22 protein-coding genes and 1 pseudogene are annotated in these 20,210 nt (G+C 69.7%); all 23 read right to left on the bottom strand.

Annotated features, from left to right (window positions below; genetic code table 11):
• Positions 1-116 precede the first annotated feature (116 nt).
• The gene (hemL, locus tag VGV13_04240) at positions 117-1,397 is read right to left on the bottom strand and encodes a glutamate-1-semialdehyde 2,1-aminomutase (GenBank protein HEV8640289.1); all 1,281 of its coding nucleotides are present in this window, start codon (positions 1,395-1,397) and stop codon (positions 117-119) included.
• Between the two features lie 114 nt (positions 1,398-1,511).
• A pseudogene (locus VGV13_04245) lies at positions 1,512-1,877 on the bottom strand (Mov34/MPN/PAD-1 family protein).
• A complete protein-coding gene (locus VGV13_04250; GenBank protein HEV8640290.1) occupies positions 1,874-2,155 on the bottom strand; it encodes a ubiquitin-like small modifier protein 1 in 282 nt (93 codons plus the stop codon). The pseudogene VGV13_04245 and the gene VGV13_04250 overlap by 4 nt, the downstream one beginning before the upstream one ends.
• A 13-nt stretch (positions 2,156-2,168) precedes the next feature.
• Positions 2,169-3,089, bottom strand: a complete 921-nt coding sequence (gene cysK / locus VGV13_04255) for a cysteine synthase A (protein HEV8640291.1) — start codon at positions 3,087-3,089, stop codon at positions 2,169-2,171.
• 14 nt (positions 3,090-3,103) lie between these two features.
• Positions 3,104-3,541, bottom strand: coding sequence for an Rrf2 family transcriptional regulator (locus tag VGV13_04260; protein HEV8640292.1), 438 nt, complete (start codon positions 3,539-3,541; stop codon positions 3,104-3,106).
• Positions 3,542-3,563: 22 nt separating this feature from the next.
• Entirely contained in the window at positions 3,564-4,550 is a 987-nt protein-coding gene (hemB, locus tag VGV13_04265; GenBank protein ID HEV8640293.1) for a porphobilinogen synthase, read from the bottom strand.
• The gene (locus tag VGV13_04270) at positions 4,550-5,395 is read right to left on the bottom strand and encodes a uroporphyrinogen-III synthase (protein HEV8640294.1); all 846 of its coding nucleotides are present in this window, start codon (positions 5,393-5,395) and stop codon (positions 4,550-4,552) included. Before VGV13_04270 ends, hemB begins: the two co-directional genes overlap by 1 nt.
• Entirely contained in the window at positions 5,383-6,330 is a 948-nt protein-coding gene (gene hemC / locus VGV13_04275) for a hydroxymethylbilane synthase (protein ID HEV8640295.1), read from the bottom strand. The genes VGV13_04270 and hemC overlap by 13 nt, the downstream gene beginning before the upstream one ends.
• Positions 6,331-6,339: 9 nt before the next feature.
• Positions 6,340-7,644 carry a glutamyl-tRNA reductase gene (gene hemA, locus VGV13_04280; GenBank protein ID HEV8640296.1) on the bottom strand — a complete coding sequence of 435 codons (1,305 nt, stop codon included), beginning with the start codon at positions 7,642-7,644 and terminating at the stop codon, positions 6,340-6,342.
• Positions 7,644-8,441 carry a cytochrome c biogenesis protein CcsA gene (gene ccsA, locus VGV13_04285; GenBank protein HEV8640297.1) on the bottom strand — a complete coding sequence of 266 codons (798 nt, stop codon included), beginning with the start codon at positions 8,439-8,441 and terminating at the stop codon, positions 7,644-7,646. Before ccsA ends, hemA begins: the two co-directional genes overlap by 1 nt.
• A gap of 94 nt (positions 8,442-8,535) precedes the next feature.
• A complete protein-coding gene (locus tag VGV13_04290) occupies positions 8,536-9,411 on the bottom strand; it encodes a formate dehydrogenase accessory protein FdhE (GenBank protein HEV8640298.1) in 876 nt (291 codons plus the stop codon).
• Between the two features lie 76 nt (positions 9,412-9,487).
• Positions 9,488-10,429, bottom strand: coding sequence for an NrfD/PsrC family molybdoenzyme membrane anchor subunit (gene nrfD / locus VGV13_04295; protein ID HEV8640299.1), 942 nt, complete (start codon positions 10,427-10,429; stop codon positions 9,488-9,490).
• On the bottom strand, positions 10,429-11,202 hold the full coding sequence (locus VGV13_04300) for a 4Fe-4S dicluster domain-containing protein (protein ID HEV8640300.1): 774 nt from the start codon (positions 11,200-11,202) through the stop codon (positions 10,429-10,431). The genes nrfD and VGV13_04300 overlap by 1 nt, the downstream gene beginning before the upstream one ends.
• Before the next feature lie 2 nt (positions 11,203-11,204).
• A complete protein-coding gene (fdnG, locus tag VGV13_04305) occupies positions 11,205-14,279 on the bottom strand; it encodes a formate dehydrogenase-N subunit alpha (GenBank protein HEV8640301.1) in 3,075 nt (1,024 codons plus the stop codon).
• Between the two features lie 82 nt (positions 14,280-14,361).
• Positions 14,362-14,637 carry a hypothetical protein gene (locus VGV13_04310; GenBank protein ID HEV8640302.1) on the bottom strand — a complete coding sequence of 92 codons (276 nt, stop codon included), beginning with the start codon at positions 14,635-14,637 and terminating at the stop codon, positions 14,362-14,364.
• 120 nt (positions 14,638-14,757) lie between these two features.
• Complete coding sequence (locus VGV13_04315; GenBank protein ID HEV8640303.1) at positions 14,758-15,111, bottom strand: hypothetical protein; 354 nt, start codon at positions 15,109-15,111, stop codon at positions 14,758-14,760.
• Positions 15,104-15,877 carry a formate dehydrogenase accessory sulfurtransferase FdhD gene (fdhD, locus tag VGV13_04320; GenBank protein HEV8640304.1) on the bottom strand — a complete coding sequence of 258 codons (774 nt, stop codon included), beginning with the start codon at positions 15,875-15,877 and terminating at the stop codon, positions 15,104-15,106. The genes VGV13_04315 and fdhD overlap by 8 nt, the downstream gene beginning before the upstream one ends.
• Before the next feature lie 109 nt (positions 15,878-15,986).
• Positions 15,987-16,712, bottom strand: coding sequence for a tRNA pseudouridine(38-40) synthase TruA (gene truA, locus VGV13_04325; GenBank protein ID HEV8640305.1), 726 nt, complete (start codon positions 16,710-16,712; stop codon positions 15,987-15,989).
• 36 nt (positions 16,713-16,748) lie between these two features.
• Positions 16,749-17,075: a hypothetical protein gene (locus VGV13_04330; GenBank protein ID HEV8640306.1), complete on the bottom strand. Its 327-nt coding sequence runs from the start codon at positions 17,073-17,075 to the stop codon at positions 16,749-16,751.
• Between the two features lie 11 nt (positions 17,076-17,086).
• Entirely contained in the window at positions 17,087-18,094 is a 1,008-nt protein-coding gene (locus VGV13_04335) for an aspartate-semialdehyde dehydrogenase (protein HEV8640307.1), read from the bottom strand.
• Positions 18,094-19,197 (bottom strand): 3-isopropylmalate dehydrogenase, encoded by a 1,104-nt coding sequence (gene leuB / locus VGV13_04340; protein ID HEV8640308.1) that lies wholly within the window; start codon positions 19,195-19,197, stop codon positions 18,094-18,096. Before leuB ends, VGV13_04335 begins: the two co-directional genes overlap by 1 nt.
• Complete coding sequence (locus VGV13_04345; protein HEV8640309.1) at positions 19,194-19,328, bottom strand: hypothetical protein; 135 nt, start codon at positions 19,326-19,328, stop codon at positions 19,194-19,196. The genes leuB and VGV13_04345 overlap by 4 nt, the downstream gene beginning before the upstream one ends.
• Positions 19,329-19,342: 14 nt before the next feature.
• Positions 19,343-20,210, bottom strand: an 868-nt coding sequence (locus VGV13_04350) for an alpha-isopropylmalate synthase regulatory domain-containing protein (protein ID HEV8640310.1), incomplete at its 5' end; no start/stop codon positions are given.

Raw genomic sequence — 20,210 nt, forward strand, 5'->3', positions numbered from 1 at the left:
GCGGCTGAACCGTATCACCAGCGCCGGAAACAAGTCAATATCCGGCCGCTAGTGCCGTTCCAACTTGTTGATACACGTACACGGTGCCTTCCTAGGCGCGAATAGTTGGAACGGCACTAGGCGAGGGCGCCCAGCGCCTCGGCGGCGGCGCGCGCCGCGCGTTCGAGGTCGGCCTCCGAGTGGGCCAGGGACACGAACGCCGCCTCGAACTGCGACGGCGCCAGGAACACGCCGCGCTCGAGCATCGCGTGGAAGTAGCGCGCGTAGCGGGCCGTGTCGGACCGCTTGGCGGTCGCGTAGTCCGTCACCGGACCGGTCGTGAAGAACGCCGTCAGCATCGAACCTACGCGGTTCACGATGAGGGGGACGCCGGACTTTTCCGCCGCCGTGCGCAGCCCGCGTTCCAGCCGCGTCCCCAGGACGTCCAGGCGGGCGTAGGGGTCGCCCTCGCGGAGCGCCCGGATCGTGGCCAGGCCGGCCGCCACCGCCAGCGGATTGCCCGACAGCGTGCCGGCCTGATAGACGCCGCCGAGCGGCGCGACGTGCGCCATCAGGTCGCGGCGGCCGCCGTAGGCCCCGACCGGCAAACCGCCTCCGATGATCTTGCCCAGGCACGTGAGATCGGGACGGACGTCGTAGAGGGCCTGGGCGCCGCCGTAGGCCACCCGGAACCCCGTGATCACCTCGTCGAAGATCAACGCCGCGCCGTGCCGCGTGCAGAGCTCCCGCAGCCCCCCCAGGAAGCCCGGCGCCGGAGGCACGACGCCCATGTTTCCCGCAACGGGCTCGACGATCACGGCGGCGATCTGGGCGCCGCGGGCGCCGAAGATCGCGCGCACGGCCTCGAGGTCGTTGAACGGCGCCGTCACCGTCAGCCGGGCCAGGCTCTCGGGCACGCCCCGGCTGTCGGGGATCGAAAACGTCGCGCCGCCGGAGCCGGCCTTGACCAGAAGACTGTCGGCGTGGCCGTGGTAGCAGCCGTCGAACTTCACGACGAGATCACGGCCGGTGGCGCCGCGGGCCACGCGGATGGCGCTCATGGCCGCCTCGGTCCCCGAGCTGACCAGCCGGACCAGCTCCATCGACGGATAGGCGGCCGTGATCGCCTCCGCCATCTCCACTTCCGCGGCCGTGGGGGTGCCGTAGCTGGTGCCGCGCGCGGCCGCATCGACCACGGCCGCCACGACAGCCGGCGCCGCATGACCGAGAACGAGCGGTCCCCACGACCCGACGAAGTCGATGTAGGAGCGCCCGTCCACGTCCCACAGGCGGGCCCCCTCGGCCCGGGCCACGAAGAACGGCTGCCCCCCCACCCCGCGGAACGCGCGCACCGGGCTATTCACGCCGCCCGGGATCACCCGCTCGGCCGCCGCGAACAACTCCCGCGAGCTCTTCACGGCTTCGGAGGGGGCCGTAACGTCCGCCCCCTCCGAGGTTACTTCGACGGGCCGGAAGTCCTGCGCGCCCAGGTCCCAGCGAAAGCCATTCATGGCTTCCACCCGGCCGCTCACGACGGAGACGACGACATACGTCGCCTCCGGATAGATGGGCTCCCCGTTCATCAGCGCCTGACGCTTGTCCGTCTCCGAGAAGTAGGCGCCCGCCTCCACGTGCGAATGATAGATGACGACCGGCGCGAAGCCGTCCTGCTCCAGGCGGACCATTGCGAGCCGATCGGCGTCGGCGATGTGATAGGCCGTGCGGGCGTCGCGGGGATAGCGGCGCGGATCGCGGGCGTGCAGGGCATCCTGATCGTTCCGGCAGCGCAGCAGCCGGCGCTCGGCCCCCCGCACCAGCACGACGCCGCAGGCCTCGCGGGGATACTCCTCCGCCGCCTGCTGCTTGATGGCTTCGACCTCGTCGGCGGCGAGGATCACCGGCGACCGCCGGCCAGGGCGGGAATGATCGTCACCTCGTCGCCGTCGTGCAGCGCCGTCTGGAGCCCCTCCAGCGCCTCGATCGCCTCGCTGTTCACGTAGATGTTCACGTGGTCGTAGACCTCGCCCTTCTCGTCGCGGACGAGCCCCTTGAGCCCCGGGAACGAGCGTTCCAGCTCGTCCAGGAGCTCACCCACGTCCGACGCCGACACCTCGATGCGGTCCCGGTTGCCCGTGGCCCGCCGGAAGGGGGTCGGAATATACACGGTGACGATCATGCGTTGACCTCCGCTACCCCAGGCTCAGGTAGCGCTCCCCGGTGTCGGGCAACAGGGTGACGACGAGCTGCTCGGGCCCGAGCTCCGCCGCCACGGCGCACGCGGCGAAGGCGGCCGCGCCGGCCGAGGTTCCCACCAGCAGCCCCTCCTCGCGCGTCAGACGCCGCGACCAGGCGAGCGCGTCCTCGTCGCGGACCTGGATCACGCGGTCGATGACCTGGCGATTGAGGACCCCGGGGACGAAGGAGGCGCCGATGCCCTGGATCGCGTGCGGGCGCGACCGGCCGCCCGAGAGCACCGGCGAACGCGCCGGCTCCACCGCGATCACCAGGACCCCCGGCGTCTTGTCCTTGAGCACTTCACCGACGCCCGTGATCGTTCCTCCCGTCCCTACGCCCGCCACGAACGCGTCGAGCCGCTGACCCTCGAGGGCCTCCAGGATTTCGAGCGCGGTCGTTCGGCGGTGCACCTCCGGGTTGGCGGGATTCTCGAACTGCTGGGGCATGAAGTAGTCGGGGTGCTCCCGCACGAGCTCCTGCGCCGCGAAGACCGCGCCCGTCATCCCCTCGATGGCCGGCGTGAGATGGAGCTCGGCGCCGAAGCGCGCGAGCAGCCGCTGGCGCTCGATGCTCATGTCGTCGGGCATGGTGAGGATGAGCCGGTATCCGTTCACGGCGGCGGCCATGGCGAGACCGATCCCGGTGTTGCCGCTCGTCGGCTCGACGATGGTGCCGCCGGGCTTGAGCCGCCCCCGGCGCTCGGCGTCCTCGAGCATCGCCACCGCGATCCGGTCCTTCACACTGCCGCCCGGATTCACCGACTCCAGCTTGGCCACGACGCGGGCGCCCCCGGCGGCGGGGAGCCGCCGGAGGCGGACCATGGGTGTCCAACCGATCAGCTCCAGAACCGTGGACGCGATTGCCGGGCGTGCCATGGGCTCCCTCGCCGTCAGATGTGGTACATGGGCCGGGCCAGGCTCAGCCGCTCGCGCACGCGCGCGGCGAGCTCGCCGAAGGTGAGCCGGTCGACGACGGCGGACACGGCTTCGGCGATGGCCCCCCACAGCTCGACCAGCTCGTGGCCGTCCCGCCAGGCGCGGTCCCGGCCCTGCGGCTCGAAGGGGGCGCTGGCGCCCTCCACCGCGCGCAACACCTCGCCGACCGTGACCTGCTCCGGCGAGCGTGTGAGGTGGTAGCCGCCGGACGCCCCCCGCTTCGACGCGAGGAGATCGGCGCGCTTGAGCGCGAGCAGCACCTGCTCCAGGTAGCGCTGCGGAATCCGCTGGCGCGCCGCGATCTCCTGGATCGGGATCAGCCCGCCACCATGGTGCAGCGCCAGGTCGAGCACCGCCCGGATGGCGTACTCGCCCTTGGCCGAGATCCTCATGCGGGTGGCGCCCACCAATGCTTCACGCCTCCCGATCGTGCTCGAGCAGGCGCGCCGCGTCCTTGGCGAAGTAGGTGATGACGATGTCGGCGCCCGCGCGGCGGATCGCGGTGAGCGCTTCCATCATCGCGCGCCGCTCGTCGAGCCAGCCGAGCTGGCCGGCGGCCTTGATCATCGCGTACTCGCCGGAGACCGAGTAGGCCGCCAGCGGCACCCCGAACTCCGTCTTCGCCCGGGAGATGACGTCGAGGAAGGGTAACGCCGGCTTGACCATGACGATGTCCGCGCCCTCGTCCAGGTCGAGCGCGATCTCCCTCATCGCTTCCGCGCCGTTGGCCGGGTCCATCTGGTACGCGCGGCGGTCGCCGAACTGTGGCGCCGAGTCCGCCGCGTCCCGGAAAGGCCCGTAGAAGCAGGAGGCGTACTTGGCCGAGTAGGCCAGGATGGGCACCTCCGCGTAATTGCCCTCGTCGAGAGCCTCGCGGATGGCTCCCACGCGGCCGTCCATCATGTCCGAGGGCGCCACCATGTCGGCGCCGGCCTCGGCGTGGGAGACGGCCACCCTGGCCAGCAGCTCCAGCGTCGGGTCGTTGCGGACGGCCCCGTCTTCGACGACGCCGCAGTGGCCGTGGCTCGTGTACTGGCACAGACAGACATCGGTGAAGACAAGGAGATCGGGCACGGTATCCTTCACCGCTCGCACCGCCTGCTGGACGATACCGTCCTCGGCGTACGCCTCCGAGCCGCGCGGGTCCTTCTCCTCGGGGAGCCCGAAGAGCAGCAACGCGGGGATGCCCATGCCCGCCACATCCTTGGCGTCCTTGAGCAGCTCGTCGATCGAGAGCCTGAACTGGCCCGGCATGGAGGCGATCGGGTCGCGGATGCCGCGGCCATGGACGGCGAAGACGGGGTAGACGAGATCGTCCACCCCGAGCCGCGTCTCGCGCACGAGCTTGCGCAGCAGCGGCTTCTCCCGGAGACGTCTCGGACGAAAGACCGGCTGTCCCATCACTCGTTCCTCCTGCCCGACCGGAGCGCCGAGCGACCCAGCCCCGGCCCCCGCCCCCAAAAATGCTCCACGATGGCCCGCGCCAGGGCGGGGATCGTGTACTCCCGCGGCGTCACGTGCGTCGTGATCCCGTACTCGGCGGCCGTCGCCGCGGTGACCGGTCCGATCGAGGCGACCGTCACCCGCTCCATCCAGGCGCGACGCTCCTCGTCACTGAACAGCTCGGCGAAGTTGCGCGCGGTCGACGAGCTGGTGAACGTCACCGCGTCCACCGTCCCCCCGGCCAGCGCCTCCCGCAAGCGCGCGGCGCTGGCGTCGACCCGGCGGGTAGTATACGCAGGCACTTCCCTCACCGTCGCGCCGAGCCGCCCCAACTCTTTCGGCAGCACATCGCGCGTCTGCTCCGCCCGGGGCAGCAGCACGCGGTCGTGAGGCCCGATCTCGCCGCGCAGCCGCTCCACGAGCCCCTCGGCTCGATAGTCGGCGGGCACCGCGTGGGGGCGGAGGCCATGCTCGGCCAGCGTCTCGGCCGTCGCCGGACCGATCGCCGCCACCCGGAGGTGCCGGAACGCGCCCCAGCCCAGCCCACGCTCCCGGAGCCGGCGGTCCACCATGGTCACGCCGTTCACGCTGGTGAAGATCACCCATGTGAAGGTGTCCAGGCTGTCGAGCGCCCGGTCCAGCGGCGTCCAGGAGGGCGGCGGCTCGATGGCGATCATCGGCACCTGCAGCACACGGGCGCCCTCCGCCTCCAGCAGCTCGACGAACCGCTGGGCCTGCTCGGCAGCCCGCGTGACGACGATCGTCCGCCCCTCGAGGCCTCCAGCGGCCTTCACGATGGCCACCGGCCGGGATTGAGCGCCGCCACCGACGCGGCGCCTTGTGCGAGGAGCCCCTCGGCCAGTCCCCGGCCCAGGCGCTCGGCATCCTCCGGCGCGCCCCCGGCCTCGGCCCTCAGGATCCGCCGCCCATCCTCGCTCGCCACCACCGCGGTCATGGTCAAGCGCGCACCCACCACGGCGCGCGAGACCACGGCGTGCCCGGCCATGGGCGTGGCGCAAGAGGCGCCGAGCCGTCGCAGAAAGGCGCGCTCGGCCAGCGCGCATGTCCGCGTCTCGGCGTGGTCGAGCGCGCGGACCAGCCGCAGCGTTGACCCGTCGTCGCGGCGCACCTCGATGCCGAGGATCCCCTGGCCCACGGCAGGCACGAAGCGGTCGGGCGCCAGCGGCGTGACGTGGGGGGGATGCAGGCCGAGCCGGGACAACCCAGCCGCCGCCAGGATGAGCGCGTCGCAGGCGCCGGCGGTCAGCTTGCGCATCCGCGTGTCGACGTTTCCGCGGATCGGCTCGACGACCAGGTCGGGGCGGACCGCCAGCGCGAAGGCCCGCCGCCGAAGGCTGGAGGTGCCGACGACGGCCGCCTTCGGCAGATCCTCCAGGCCCCCGCCGGCCCGCGTGACCACGACGTCGCGCGGGTCCTCCCGCTCCGCGAAGGCGGCCAGCACGAGCCCATCGGGCTGTTCGGCGGGAAGGTCCTTGAGACTGTGGACGGCGGCGTCGATCGTGCCTTCCGCCAGCGCCTCCTCCAGCTCGCGCACGAACAGTCCCTTGCCGCCGAGCTCCGCCAGCCGTGCCCCGAACAGACGATCGCCTTCGGTCTTGACGGGAATGATCTCGATCTCGGCACCCAGGCGACGGAGCCCCTCGGCGACGGCGGCGGCCTGGGCCAGCGCCAGCGGGCTCGAGCGTGTGCCCAGCCGGATCACGGGTCGATTGTCCATAGGCGCGCCTCAGTCGCCGGGGCCCCAGCCCCGGTCCGACTTGCGGCTCGCACGACCCAGCCCGAAGAGTTCGTGGACCAGCTCCATCCAAGAGCGACCGGCGCCGGCCCGCGAGGACTCGCGCAGCTTCGTGATGGGGGCGTGCAGGATCTTGTTGACGATCGCGGTGGACACGGCCTCGATCGCCTCGCGGATCTCCGGTGAAGCGTTCGGCCGGCGCGCCAGCGCCTTGCGGACCTCCCCGATCCGGATCGCCTCCAGTCGGTCGCGCAGGGAGACGATGGTGGGGATGATCGCCACGTCCGCGAGCCGGGCCAGGAACTTCGCCACCTCCCGCTCGACCAGGGCCTCCGCCCGCTGGGCCTCGCGGGCCCGCTCGCGCAGGTTGGAGTCGACCACCTGTTTGAGGTCGTCGATGTCGTAGCAGTAGACGTTGCCCAGCCCGCCCACGCTCGGCTCGACGTCGCGCGGCACCGCGATGTCGATGAAGAACAGTGGCCGCGCCCGCCGCCCGTGCATGATCCGCGCGACCGCCTCCCGGGTGACGATCGGCTGCGGGGCGCCCGTGGACGTGATGGCGATGTCCACGGCCGCCAGCGCGGTCGGCAGCTCCTCGAAGGGCACGGCCGTGCCCGCCAGGGCCCGGGCCACCTCCTGGGCGCGGGCCCACGTTCGGTTCACGACGTAGATGGGGAACGCGCCCTGCTCCAGCAGGTGCCGCGCCGCCAGCTCGCCCATCTTCCCGGCGCCCAGCAGCAGGACCGCCTTGCCGGTGAGGCCCGCGAAGATCTTCTTGGCCAGCTCGACCGCGGCGAAGGAGACGGAGACGGCGTGGCGTCCGATCTCCGTCTCCGTCCGCACCCGCTTGGCCACGGCGAACGCCTGGGTGAAGAGCGTGTGGAGGGTCGGCCCGACCGTCTCGCACGACCGGGCCAGCGCGAAGGCGTCCTTGACCTGGCCGAGGATCTGGGGCTCACCGACCATCATGGAATCGAGGCTGGAGGCAACGCGAAACGCGTGGCGCACCGCCTCACCGTCGAGGTGCGTGTACAGGTAGGGTTCGAGGCTCGCCGGATCGAAGCCGCGGTGGCGGCAGAGGTGGCGGAACGCCACCGCCCGCGCCTCACCGGGTACGTCGGCCACGCCGTAGACCTCGACGCGGTTGCAGGTCGAGAGGATGAGAGCCTCGTTCACCAGGCCGGTCGCCTGGACGTCGCGCAGGATCTCGCGGAGCTTGTCCTCCTCCACCGCGAGCTGCTCGCGGACGCCGACCGGCGCGGCACGGTGGTTCAAGCCGCTGGCGAAGAGCGTCATCAGGAGCCGTGCTTGCCCGGCAGGAACAGTCCCGCGCCCAGCGTCAGCACCAGCGCGACGAATCCGACGATGGAGAAGTACGCGGCGCGCCGGCCGTGCCATCCGGCGGCGGCCCGCCCCGCCAGAGTCGCCGCGTAGATGGCCCAGGCGACGAACGAGAGCATTGCCAGGGGGTCGAAGGCGAAGACGCTGCCCCAGGCGGCGGTCGCCCACAGCGCGCCGAGGATGATGCCCGTGGTGAGGAACGGGAAGCCGACGGCGAGCGTGCGGTACGTGAGCCGGTCGAGGGTCGCGAGCGCCGGCAGCCGGTAGTAGAACGCTCCAGGCCGCTTGGCCTTGAGCTGGCGCTCCTGGAGGAGATACATGAGCGCGCCGGCGAAGTTGAGGACGAAGGCGGCGATGCCGACGAGCGCCAGCGCGATGTGCACCCACATCCATGCGCTCGACAGCGCGCGGTCCACCTGCCCGAGGCTGAGGGGCCGGGCGGCGGAGGACACGCTCAGCATCAGCACGACGGGCAGCACGAAGGCGCCCAGGACCTTGACGCCGTACTGGCGCTCCACCCACATCGTCAGCCCCACCGCCACCCACACCGCCACCGAGACGGCCTCCGTGAGGCTGCCGAGCGGGGGACGGCCCATCTCTACACCGAGCATGATGAGGGCGACGGTGTGACATGCCCATCCCGCAAGCGTCGCGACCGAGGCGAGGCGATGGACCAACTCCTCGCGCTGGATGAGATGGGCCAGGGCTAGCCCGGTGGCGCACACATAGGCGATGACGGCGAGCGTGAACACGGACGGCATAACGTCAGATTTCCCAGGAGTTTACCATATTTCCGATGCGTGTCTGCGAGAGCCGAACCCCGCGTCTGCTGGGGGGGAGACCCGCTCAGGCGCCGGGGCGGCTCGCCCGCTCGAGGTCGATGAGGGTCGGAACGGCGCGCCAGTACCCGGCGCGATGCGCTACCAGGTCGAGGTGGGGAGACCCCCAGTCCTCGACCAGCGCCGATCCGGCGTTCCAGCGGACGCGGCGATCGAGCTCCTTCAGGTAGCCGTGGCACTTCCGGCAACCACCGATCAGGTAGCCTTCCTCCCTGTCTTCGGCCTGGAACTTGACGATGTCCTTCGAGTCCAGGCTGCCGCAATAGGAACACTTGAGCCGGGGAAAGATCCAGGCTCCGCCGCAGAGGTGGCAGGCCAGACGCCGCCCGCCGTTTTCCACGATGTCGGTGAACCCGGCCGGCGCGCCGCAGAACGGGCAGACGCCGAGCTCCCACACGCCGTCGCTGAAGTGCGCGCGGCACCCGGCGAAGTAGTCCTCCAGGACCGGGCGGAGAGCGCTTCCCGCGAGAAAGCCGAGGGCGTCCGGCTGTAGCCCGAGGCGCTCGCGGATCGTCGCGGATCCGAGCGTGCCCTTTCCCGGCAGGAGCGCCGCCGGCGTCACTTCACCCCCGTCCCACGCCTGGGCGAATCGCCGGAGCGCCTCGTCGTCCGTGCCGGCGGCGAACAGCAACTCCATCGCGGGAACCAGCAGGTCCTCGAGCGCCTCGGGCTCCACGACCGGAGAGGTTTCGGCCAGGAGCGGAACGCCACGCCGCCAGCGCTCCCGACACTCGGCGGCCGTCCAGCCGAGCGGCGCAACGCGCTCGCCCGACCAGCGGCTCCAGGCCACCAGGATCTCGCGGTAGGCCTTCAGCGGCTCACGGAACGTCGGGCGCCGCTCGAGCAACGCCTCCCATTCCGCCAGAAGCGTGGCGTAGATCACTGGCTCGTCCTCTTTTTAAAGCACGAGGGGCCCCGGCGAGCGGGGCCCCTCGACTGACGCCGGCGCCGGGTCGGAGTTAGGACAGCACCCTCTGACCCGCGACGATGATCACGTACTTGACCAGGAAGCCGCCGACGAGCACCAGCACTGAGACGAGCGCCGTCATGCCGGGGGTCGCCTTCCTGATTGCGCCCCCCACTTGCAGGAGCAGCGGGATCACCAGCCCCAGCCCCACGGCGCCCCCCCAGAAGAAGATGGCGTCGGAGCCGATCAGGAGTTGGGCCAGCGCCTCGCGGATGCCCCGCGACCCGGTGGCCGAGACACTGACCACGAACAGCGCCAGGAACACCAGCTCGAGGATCAGGGCGAAGGCGGTGATCTTCATGAGGCGCGACAGCGAATCCGCGGTCCCGCCCCCGAGGAGGCTCAGGATCAAGGCGATGGCGGCACCACCGGTGGCGGCGCCGACCGCGAGGAACAGCGCGCCCAGCCAGTGGGCGCTGATAAACAGCGGCCGCGCGGTGGCGTCGAGCAGCACGCCCGGGTAGGCGGCGATGAAAAATCCAAAAACGCCGCCGACGATGCCGATGATGACACGGGCGGGGCCGAGGCGCGGGTTGCCGCGGTCCTCCAGGAACGTCAGGAGGGCGGCCAGGAACGCGCAGGCGCTGAACAGCACGAGGGCCCAGGCCCCGGCGCTCATCGGGGAGAACGGCTTGAGATGGAATGGCCCGACGGTGATCGCGTACATGCCGATCGCCGTGGTCGGCTTGGACACCATCAGCATGTGCAGGAACCGGCTCGGGATCCCGAGATCCACGGTCAGCAGGATCGGGCCCGGGATGATCGCCAGCAGCGCGACATAGTAGCCGACGCGCGTCAGGTCGCGGTAGCGGTGGGGGTCGAGGAGGCTGGCCACCGTGGCGATGACGAACGCGCCGCCGGCGACCCCCCCCAGGAAGAAGTAGAGGTCGATGAGGAGCGGCCAGTCGGCGCTCTTGAGGAGTCCGGGTTCCATCAGGCGCCCCCCTTCCCTCCGCGGTCGCGGAAGACCACGACCGCGCCGAGGCCGACCATGACGGCCGCGCCGATGGACAGGAGCGAGTCGACCAGGACGTTGCCCTGGGGCAGCTTGGGGTTCTCGGGCAGGCCGTAGAGCGACGGCTTGGCCAGGAGCAGGAAGAAGGCGTTGAGCCCGCCCACCGGCCCGTTCTGATCCTCGCCGTAGAGCTGGGCGTCCTTAAAGCCCATCCGCTTGAGGTCCTCGACCCGCTTGCGGGCCTTGGCGGCCAGCTCGTCACGGTACCCGAACCTGATCGACTCCGTCGGGCAGGCCTTGGCGCAGGCGGGGCCGAGGCCGTTGTGGATGCGGTCGTTGCAGAAGGTGCATTTGGTGGCGGTGCCGGTGTCCTCGTTGTACGCGACCACGCCGAACGGGCACGCCGACACGCAGTACCGGCACCCGTTGCAGATGTCCTGGTTGATGTTGACGGTGCCGTACTCGGTCCGGTAGATCGCCCCGGTGGGACAGGCTTCCAGGCAACCGGCCTGGGCGCAGTGCTTGCAGACGTCCGACATCATGTGCCAGGTGAGGCCGCCCTGGCCATCCGTCTGCTCGAAGAACCGGACGAGCCGATAGCTCTTGTCCGTGAAGTGGGGGTGATTCTGGTAGGTCCCCGTCCACTCCGGCTCCTCTGGCGCGAGCTGGTTCCACTGCTTGCAAGCGACCTGACAGGCGCGGCAGCCGATGCACAGCGAGACGTCCGTGAACATCGCGAGCGTGCGGGCCATGGCTACGACACCCCCTTCCGGACGTTGCAGAGGAGCGCTTTGGACTCCTGGATGAACGTCGTGGGATCGCCGAGGCTCGCCACCAAGTCGTTGGTGATGTCACCGCGGGCGGACTTCATGACGCCCTGGTAGCCCCAGTGCCACGGGATGCCGACCTGGTACACCTTCTTGCCGTCGATGATGAAGGGCTTGATGCGCTCGGTGACCAGCGCCCGGACCTTGATCTTGGCCCGCGGCGTCTCGACGGTGATCATGTCGCCGTTCTGGATCCCGAGCTGTTTGGCCATCTCCGGCCCGATCTCGGCGAAGTGGCCGAAGAACAGCTCGGACAGCCACGGCACGTGGCGCGACATACCGGCCGCGTGGTGCTCCGTGAGCCGATAGGTCGTCAGGACGTACGGATACTTGTCGGGGGTGCCGAGCTTGTTGAGGTCGCCGATGTCCCAGTACTTGGCCACCGGGTTGTTCTGCACCTTGGAGAGCAGGTTCTTGGTCGGCGACTCGAATGGCTCGTAGTGCTCGGGGAACGGGCCGTCCACGACCGAGGCGAAGAATTGCCCGAGGCCGTGCGGGTTCATGATGAACGCGTCGGTGCCGCTGATGCCCTTGAGCGGGCCATCCTTGGCCCGCGGCGCGTCGGGCGCCAGCGTCGGGCCGAAGTCGGGCACGTCGAGGCCCACCCACTTCTTCTCGTCCTTGCTCCACCAGATGAGCTTCTTCTTCTCGCTCCACGGCTTGCCCGAGGGGTCCGCCGAGGCGCGGTTGTAGAGGATGCGCCGGTTGGCCGGCCACACGAAGCCCCAGGTGTGGGCCAGGTAGTCGCCCTCCTTGGGCTTCTCGCGGCGGAGGGCCAGGTTCTTGCCCTCCTCGGGGTAGATGCCGGTGTAGATCCAGTTCCCGCAGGCCGTCGAGCCGTCATCTTTCAGGTGGCCGAAGGTCTTGAGCGGCTGCCCCTGCTTGTAGAGCTCCTTGCCGTCCTTCTCCTTGATGTCCTCCGTGGCGTAGCCGTTGCACTCCTTGAGCACCAGCTCCATGGTGGGCTCCTTCTTCGGGCCCTGGGGCTGGTAGTCCCACACGAGGTCGAGGATGGGCCGGTCCTTCGCGGCCTTGGAGTCCTTGTAGAGCGCCTTCACGCGGTTGCCCACGTCCACGACGAAGGCGGCGTCCGACCGCGCGTCGTCCGGCGGCTCCACGGCCTTCACATGCCACTGGGCCAGCCGCATGGTGTTGGTGATGGAGCCGTCCTTCTCGGCGGCCGGGGCGCCAGGGATGAAGAAGACCTCCACCTTGGAGGACTTGGGATCGATCCCCGGCTCTTTCCAGACGGCGGCGGTGTCGGTCTCGAAGAGGTCGACGACGACCATCCACTCGAGGTTACGGAGCGCCGCCCGCACCATCTTGGCGTTCGGGCTATCGACCGCCGGGTTCTGGCCCATGGAGATGAACCCCTTCACGGCGCCCTTCAGCATGCCGATCGTGAAGTGCTGGTGCGAGTAGGCGTCGGCCTTCTCGCGCTTGGGCATGTAATCGTAGGCGAAGTCATTCTCCTTGGTGGCGGCCGGTCCCCACCAGGCCTTGAGCAGGCTCACGACGAACTTCGGGTTGTTGACCCAATAGCCCCCCTTCGGCGTCGTCTTCTCCAGGTAATCCGTGAAGGTCGGATGCGCCGCCTGGAGCGGCATCGGCGGGTAGCCGGGGAGCATGTGATAGAGGGTGCCGAAGTCCGTGGCCCCCTGGACGTTGGAGTGGCCGCGAAGGGCCACCACGCCGCCGCCCGGCCGACCCACGTTGCCGAGGACCAGCTGCAGCATGCAGAGGGCCCGGATCTGCTGGACGCCGTTGGTGGACTGGTTCAGCTGGAGCGCGTAGGATGCCGTGGCGGTCTTGTCACGCCCCGACGCCGAGCAGTAGGTCTCCGCCACCTTGAGGAAAAGATCCTTGGGGATCCCGCACACCCTTTCCACCATCTCCGGCGTGTAGCGGGAATAGTGGCGGCGCAGGCGTTGCCACACGGCGTTGGGATCGCGCAGCGTGGGATCCTTTTTCGGATAGCCATCGGCGTCGAGCTGGAACTTCCAGGTCGACTGGTCGTAGCTCCGCTTCTGCGCGTCAAAGCCGCTGAACACCCCGTCGAGGTCGGTCGCGGTCTTGAAGCTCGGATCGAGCAGCAGGGGCGCGTTGGTGTAGGCGACGACGTAGTCGTGGAAGTACTTCTTGTTCTCGATGGCGTAGCGGATGAGCCCGCCGAAGAACACAATGTTGGTCCCGGAGCGGATGGGCACCCAGATGTCCGCGGTGGCCGAGGTGCGCGTGAAGCGGGGATCGACGTGGATGATCTTGGCCCCGCGTTCCTTGGCCTTCATCACCCACTTGTAGCTGACCGGATGGCACTCGGCCCAGTTGGAGGTGGGCATGATCACGTCGGCGTTCAGGACGTCGATGAGGTTCGTCGTCATGGCGCCGCGGCCGAAGGTGGCGCCCAGCGCCGGCACCGTGGCCGAGTGGCACAGGCGCGCCGAGTTCTCGAGGTTGACGAGGCCCAGGCCCCGGGAGAGCTTGGCGATGAGGTAGTTCTCCTCGTTGTCGAGCACCGAGGAGCCGAGCCAGGCGACCCCCTCGCAGCGGTTGACCGTGATCTCCTTGTCGCCCGCCTTGGCCTTCTGGACGAACGTCTCGTCGCGCGATTTCCGGACCCGCTGGGCGATCTGCTCCATCATCCAGTCCAGCGGTTTCTCCTCCCAGCGGTCGCTCCCCGGCGCGCGATACAGGCACTTCGTGATGCGCCGCTCGTTCATCGACACCTGGTAGGTGGACGAGCCCTTCGGGCAGAGCGCTCCCTCGGTATGCGGCGCGTCCGGATCCCCCTCGATGTCGATGATCTTGTTGTCCTTCACGTAGATCAGCTGCGCGCAGCCCACCGCGCAGTACGGACAGACGCCCGGGAAGACCTTGGCTTCCTTGATCCGGATCGAGGTGGCGGCGGCTTCCACCGGGGTCAGATCGATGCCCTTGGTGGCGACGACCACCCCGGCGGCGCCGGCGCCAAATTTCAAGAATCCGCGTCGCGAGAGACTCATAGCGACACCCCTCTTGTGTCAGACTTGGTTCGCAGACAGGCCTCGCCGTCCCTGCAGGCGTGGTCGCGCCATGGGCGGTACGTCAGATCTCCGGGCTGGCGATCTCTTCCCAGACACGACGCACCACGACGATCTTCTCGGGGCGACCCCCCGCGGGCTCGACCTTGACGATGTCTCCGGGGTTCAGGGCTTCGAGTCCGGACTTCCCTTCGTCGCTGAGGACGACGGTCTGCTCGCTGCAACTCAACTCGGTGCAGACATCGGCCGCGCCCCTGACGCGCAGGCGACCCTTCGACGCGTCCACGTCAACGACCGTAAGGCGGGTCTGCTGCAGGCGCTCGGTGAGGCTCTGCGTCATCGCGGATCCTCCGAAGGACGTGAGAAGTCGGGCATTCGATCTAGTTGGCGGCATCGTAATTTGGTCAGACCAGACTGTCAAGCGCGCTGCGTCAGGCAATTCGCCTGGCTTGCCGCAGCTTCACAAGCACCTGCCGGTCCCGGGACCGCCCTCCGTCGAGCATGCTGGGGGGGCGTCCGGCGCGCGATCCTGGACCGCGTAGAGGGCCAGGCGGGCATCCAGGAGCTGGCGCGCCTCGTCGATGCGGCCCGCCTGAACCGACTCGATGATGCGGGCGTAGCTGGCGCGATCCACCAGGGGGCCGTTGACGAGCGGATTGTAGAGACGACTCAGCTCGAGGAGGACGGGCTTCAGCCGCTCGAGATCGTCGAGGCTCGCCTCCGCCCGCTGGAAGAGCTCGAGCCCGGTGTCCTGGCGCTTCATCCGGCGCCAGTGCTTGCGCGCCTCCACCTCGTCCGGCGTCGGCTCAGCCATGGGACACGCCCGCCGGCTCGGAGAGCAGGAGGCCGTCGCCGGCGTAGAGGTTGAGGCCGTCCGAGCGCACGTACCCGCAGACCGTGATGTTGAGCTGCTCGGCCAGAGCCACCGCCATCTCCGTCGGTGACGTCCGCGACGCGACGATCGGCACGCCCATCCGCGCGGCCTTGAGGAGCATTTCGGACGACACGCGCCCCGTCGACAAGAGGATCCGGTCTGGCGTGGGAATCCCGCGCAGCAGCGCTTCGCCCTTCACCTTGTCGACCGCGTTGTGACGCCCGACGTCCTCGGCGACGATCAGCAGCTGCTCGCCGTCGGCGAGGGCGGCGCCGTGGATGCCGCGCGAAGTCTTGTAGTGGGCCGCGGCCGCGAAGAGATCCTTCATCCGGGCGCTGAGCTGCTCCGGGCGCACCTTGAGCGACGAGGCCAGGCGCGGGAACAGACGGTGATCGATCCGGAAGGTGATCCCGCCGCCGCAGCCGGAGGTGAGAATCCGCTCCGAGGGCAGGGTGACCGGATGGGTCAGCGTCGCGTCCACGCGACCGTCGACCGCGGAAACCTCCAGGCGGGCGATCTCTTCGGGATCCGCGATGACCTTCTCCATCCACAGGTAGCCGACGACCAGCGCCTCTATCTTCATCGGTGAGCACAGCAGCGTGAGGAAGCGCTCGCCGTTGACGTACATGGTCAGCGGAAGCTCCCGCACGACCTCGCCGCTGACCTCCTCGGCCCGGTCACCGCGGACTCTGAAGTACGTTCGCATCTCCGCCTCGCATTCTAGCAGCTTCCATCGGAGGGGGCCTCGACGGCCCCCTCCGACACCTCCTCCAGGAAGGGGAAAACGTTGCGCCGGCAAAGCCGGCGCTCGAACCCTACTTGCGGGGGTAAAGGACACGCAGCAAGGTGAGGCCGTGCGCCGGCGCCGTCGGGCCCGCCCGGGTCCGGTCGCGCGACCTGAGAACCTCCCCGAGCCACGCGGGTTCGCGCGACCCGCGCCCGACTGCCACCAGGCTCCCGACGATGGTGCGCACCATGTGGTGCAGATAGCGGTCCGCCGAGACCAGGATCGCCAGGCGATGCCTGCGGCGCAGCACGTGCAGGGCGCGGACGTCGCACAACGCCGGCGCGTCGCGGCCGGCCGCGGCGCAAAAGGCGCTGAAGTCGTGCCGGCCCCGCAGGCCCATCAGCGCTTGCCGCATCGCGCCGGCATCGAGCGTCCGGACGACGTGCCAGGCGTATCGCCGGAGCAGCGGGTTCGCGACCGGTCCGTTGTCGATGAGGTAGGCGTAGCGTTTGCCGATGGCGGCGCGCCGCGCCTGGAAGCCGGCGTCCGCCTCGGCGACCCCGGTGATACGGATGTCCGGGGGCAGCTCGGCGTTGAGCGCGCCCATGACGGCCGCCGGCGATAGCGCCGCCTCCGTCGTCAGCGAGGCGACCTGGCGCAGCGCGTGGACGCCGGCGTCGGTGCGGCTGGCGCCGGTGACGCGCGTGGCCGGCCCCAGGAGCTTCCGCGCCGCCGCGACGAGGAGCCCCTGCACGGTGGGCAGCGTGGGCTGGAACTGCCACCCCGCGTAGGCGGTGCCGTCATACGACAGCACCAGACGGAGGACGCGTGCCGGCGGCGTGATGCGGACTTAGCGGCGCCGGGACGCCCCGGGCGGCACCAGCGCCAGCCAGACGAGCGCGACCAGGAGGAAGAGGAAGACGTTGACGATCAGGTGCGTGGACACGTGGGCCAGACCGACCATGCGCCCTTTCTCGTCGAGCCAGCTCTGCCGGGCGAAGTCCTTCGGCTCGTAGTCGTGGGGATCGTAGCCGCCGATCGCACCGACGAACCGGGCGACACTGGGAACCACGGCGTAGGCCACGACGACGATCGTCAGGACGACCGCGATGTGAAAGCGGGTGTGATATCCGAAGTGCCGGTGGTAGTACCGCCTGAGGCCGATGGGCTTCCCCACCCCCTCCCCGGTTACGTGCGCAGCAGCAGCTCCGCGATCTGCACCGCGTTCGTCGCTGCGCCCTTGCGCAGCTGGTCACCGACCACCCAGAAGACCAGGCCGCGCGGGTGCGAGAGATCCTCGCGGATGCGGCCGACGTAGCAGTCGTCCTGCCCTTCGACCAGGATGGGCATCGGGTACCGGTGCGCGGCCGGCTCGTCCCAGAGCTTGAGCCCCGGGAACCGCGCGAACAGCTCCCGCGCCCGCTCGGCGGTGATCTTGGCCTCCGTCTCCACGTTCACGGCAACGGAATGACAGGTGAACACGGGCACCCGCACGGTCGTCGGCGAGATCTGCAGATCCGGCAGCGCCAGAATCTTCCGCGCCTCGTTGACCAGCTTCATCTCCTCGCCCGTGTAGCCGTCGGGGCCGAACCGGTCGATGTGCGGGATGAGGTTGAACGCCAGCTGGTGCGGGAAGTGCTGCGGCACGATCGGTTCGCCCCGAGCCCAGGCGAGCGTCTGCTGGCGGAGGTCCTCGATGCCGCTGACGCCGGCGCCCGACGCCGCCTGGAAGCTCGTCGCCACCACCCGGCGCAGCCGGCCGGCGTCGTGGAGCGGCTTGAGCGGCATCACCGTGACGATCGTCGTGCAGTTGGGAACGGCCAGGATCCCCTGGTGCGTCTTGGCGACGTGACCGTTGATCTCGGGCACGACCAGCGGCACCTGCGGGTCCATCCGGAAGGCGCTCGACTTGTCGATGACCACGGCCCCCGCCCGGCGAATCATCGGCACGAACTCCTTCGACTGCGCCGACCCCGCCGAGCAGAACACGATGTCCAGACCCCTGAAGGCGGGGGCCTCGACCCGCTGGACTGTGACGGGCTCGCCCCGGAAGGTGACCGTCTTGCCCACCGACCGCGCGGAGGCGAAGCAGCGGAGCTCGCGGATCGGGAACTTCCGCTCCTCCAGGACGCGGAGCGTCGTCTGCCCCGCCGCGCCGGTGGCGCCGATCACCGCGACCGCCACACCCGCTGCCATCAGTACTGAGCCTCCACCTCTCTCACGATGAGATCGGTCATCTGCCGGGTGCCGACCGTCCCGGTGCCGGCCGGCGCGACGTCGCGCGTCCGGTGGCCCTTTTCCAGGACGCGCAGCACGGCGGCATCCACCCGGTCGGCGTCGCCGGCCCGGTCCAGCGAGTACCGCAGGAGCATTCCGGCCGACAGGATCGCGGCGATCGGGTTGGCCACCCCCTGACCCGCGATGTCCGGCGCCGTCCCGTGCACGGGTTCGTAGAGCCCCATCGCGCCGCCGCCCGCCCCCACGAGGCCTAATGACGCCGAGGGCAGCATGCCCATCGATCCGGCCAGGATCGCGGCCTCATCCGACAAAATATCACCGAAGGTGTTTTCGGTCACGATCGTGTCGAAGTGAGTCGGCTTCTGGACCAGCGCCATGGCGCAGTTGTCGACCAGCATGTGCTCGAGCGCGACGTCCGGGTAGTCGCGGGCGGTCTTCGTCACCACGTCCCGCCACAGCTGGGAAACGGCCAGCACATTGGCCTTGTCGACCGACGCCAGGCGCCGCCGGCGCCGGCGGGCCACGTCGAAGCCCACGCGCGCCACGCGCTCGATCTCCCGCGAGGTGTAGGTCATCGTGTTGATGGCGCGGGCGCGGCCGTCGGCGAAGTACTCCACGCCCCGCGGCTCGCCGAAATAGAGGCCGCCCGTCAGCTCGCGGACCACCATGATGTCCGTTCCCTCGACCACCGAGCGCTTCAGCGGCGAGGCATCCACCAGCATGGGGAAGCACCGGGCCGGCCGGAGGTTGGCGTAGAGGTCCAGCTCCTTGCGGATGGCCAGCAGGCCCCGCTCGGGGCGCTGCTCCTGGGGGGCGCCGTCCCACTTCGGCCCGCCCACGGCGCCGAAGAGGACCGCGTGGGCCTCCCGACACAGCTTCAGGGTGTCGGGCGGCAGGGGCATGCCCGTCGCGTCGAGAGCGGCCCCGCCGACGAGCCCCTGCTCGAACTCGAAGCCGATCCCGGCGCCCTTGGCCACCGCCTGGAGCACCCGCATCGCTTCAGGAATCACTTCCTGGCCGATGCCGTCGCCCGGAAGCACCGCGACCCGGTAGGTCGTCATCGGGGCGTCAGGCCCTTCTTCTTCGCCACGTACTTCATGAGGCCTCCCGCGGCCATGATCTCGCGGGCGAACTCGGGGAGCGGGTGCGCCTGGTAGGTCTCACCCTTGATGAGGTTGATCGTCATCGGCATCGGCAGTCTTCTGGCTACGGGCCCACGTCCTTGGTGCGCTGCGTGCTGGCCTGCATCAACCGGTTGAGCGCGTTGAGGTAGGCGCGGGCGCTGGCCTCGATGACGTCCGTCGACGCCCCCTTGCCGGACACGACGGTCCCATCGAAGTCCACCTTCATCGACACCTCCCCGATCGCGTCCTTGCCCGACGTCGCCGCCCGGAGCGCGTAATCTTGCAGCCGCCCCTTCAGCCCGGTGATGGCGTCGATCGCGGCCAGGACCGCGTCCACCGGCCCATCTCCGACTCCGGAGTCCTGGAAGACCTGTCCCTCTTTGCGCAGGCGCACCGTCGCCGACGGCACCACGCCGGTGCCGCTGATGACGTGGAGGTAATCGAGGTCGTAGGTCTCGGGGATCTTCGTCGCCTCGTCGGTGACGATGGACACCAGATCTTCGTCGTAGACCTCCTTCTTCCGGTCGGCCAGGTCCTTGAACTTCTTGAAGGCCCGGTCCAGCTCGGGGCCGGCCAGCTCGAACCCTAGGTCTCGGAGTCGGGCGGCCAGCGCGTGGCGTCCGGAGTGCTTGCCGAGCACCAGCTTGTTGGACGCCCGCCCGATGTCCTCCGGCCGCATGATCTCGTAGGTGAGCTTCTCCTTGATCACCCCGTCCTGGTGGATGCCCGCCTCATGGGCGAAGGCGTTGGCCCCCACCACGGCCTTGTTCTTCTGAACCACAAAGCCGGTCAGGTCCGAGACGAGGCGGCTCGCCCGGTAGAGTTCCTCCGTGCGGATGCCTGTGGACAGGCTGAAGCTGTCCGAGCGCGTCCGCAGGGCCATCACGATCTCCTCCAGGGAGGCATTGCCCGCCCTTTCGCCGAGGCCGTTAATTGTGCATTCCACCTGC

The sequence above is a fragment of the Candidatus Methylomirabilota bacterium genome (assembly GCA_036001065.1).
Classification (GTDB): Bacteria; Methylomirabilota; Methylomirabilia; order Rokubacteriales; family CSP1-6; genus MNEF01.

Excerpts from the sequence above, each read along its gene's own strand:
- fdnG (HEV8640301.1), bottom strand. The coding sequence starts at position 14,279 with ATGAGTCTCTCGCGACGCGGATTCTTGAAATTTGGCGCCGGCGCCGCC.
- VGV13_04260 (HEV8640292.1), bottom strand. The coding sequence starts at position 3,541 with ATGAGGATCTCGGCCAAGGGCGAGTACGCCATCCGGGCGGTGCTCGAC.
- fdhD (HEV8640304.1), bottom strand. The coding sequence starts at position 15,877 with ATGCGAACGTACTTCAGAGTCCGCGGTGACCGGGCCGAGGAGGTCAGC.
- leuB (HEV8640308.1), bottom strand. The coding sequence starts at position 19,197 with ATGACGACCTACCGGGTCGCGGTGCTTCCGGGCGACGGCATCGGCCAG.
- hemA (HEV8640296.1), bottom strand. The coding sequence starts at position 7,644 with ATGACGCTCTTCGCCAGCGGCTTGAACCACCGTGCCGCGCCGGTCGGC.
- cysK (HEV8640291.1), bottom strand. The coding sequence starts at position 3,089 with ATGGCACGCCCGGCAATCGCGTCCACGGTTCTGGAGCTGATCGGTTGG.
- VGV13_04310 (HEV8640302.1), bottom strand. The coding sequence starts at position 14,637 with ATGACGCAGAGCCTCACCGAGCGCCTGCAGCAGACCCGCCTTACGGTC.
- hemB (HEV8640293.1), bottom strand. The coding sequence starts at position 4,550 with ATGGGACAGCCGGTCTTTCGTCCGAGACGTCTCCGGGAGAAGCCGCTG.
- VGV13_04315 (HEV8640303.1), bottom strand. The coding sequence starts at position 15,111 with ATGGCTGAGCCGACGCCGGACGAGGTGGAGGCGCGCAAGCACTGGCGC.
- VGV13_04335 (HEV8640307.1), bottom strand. The coding sequence starts at position 18,094 with ATGGCAGCGGGTGTGGCGGTCGCGGTGATCGGCGCCACCGGCGCGGCG.
- VGV13_04345 (HEV8640309.1), bottom strand. The coding sequence starts at position 19,328 with ATGCCGATGACGATCAACCTCATCAAGGGTGAGACCTACCAGGCGCAC.
- VGV13_04250 (HEV8640290.1), bottom strand. The coding sequence starts at position 2,155 with ATGATCGTCACCGTGTATATTCCGACCCCCTTCCGGCGGGCCACGGGC.
- hemC (HEV8640295.1), bottom strand. The coding sequence starts at position 6,330 with ATGGACAATCGACCCGTGATCCGGCTGGGCACACGCTCGAGCCCGCTG.
- VGV13_04300 (HEV8640300.1), bottom strand. The coding sequence starts at position 11,202 with ATGGCCCGCACGCTCGCGATGTTCACGGACGTCTCGCTGTGCATCGGC.
- nrfD (HEV8640299.1), bottom strand. The coding sequence starts at position 10,429 with ATGGAACCCGGACTCCTCAAGAGCGCCGACTGGCCGCTCCTCATCGAC.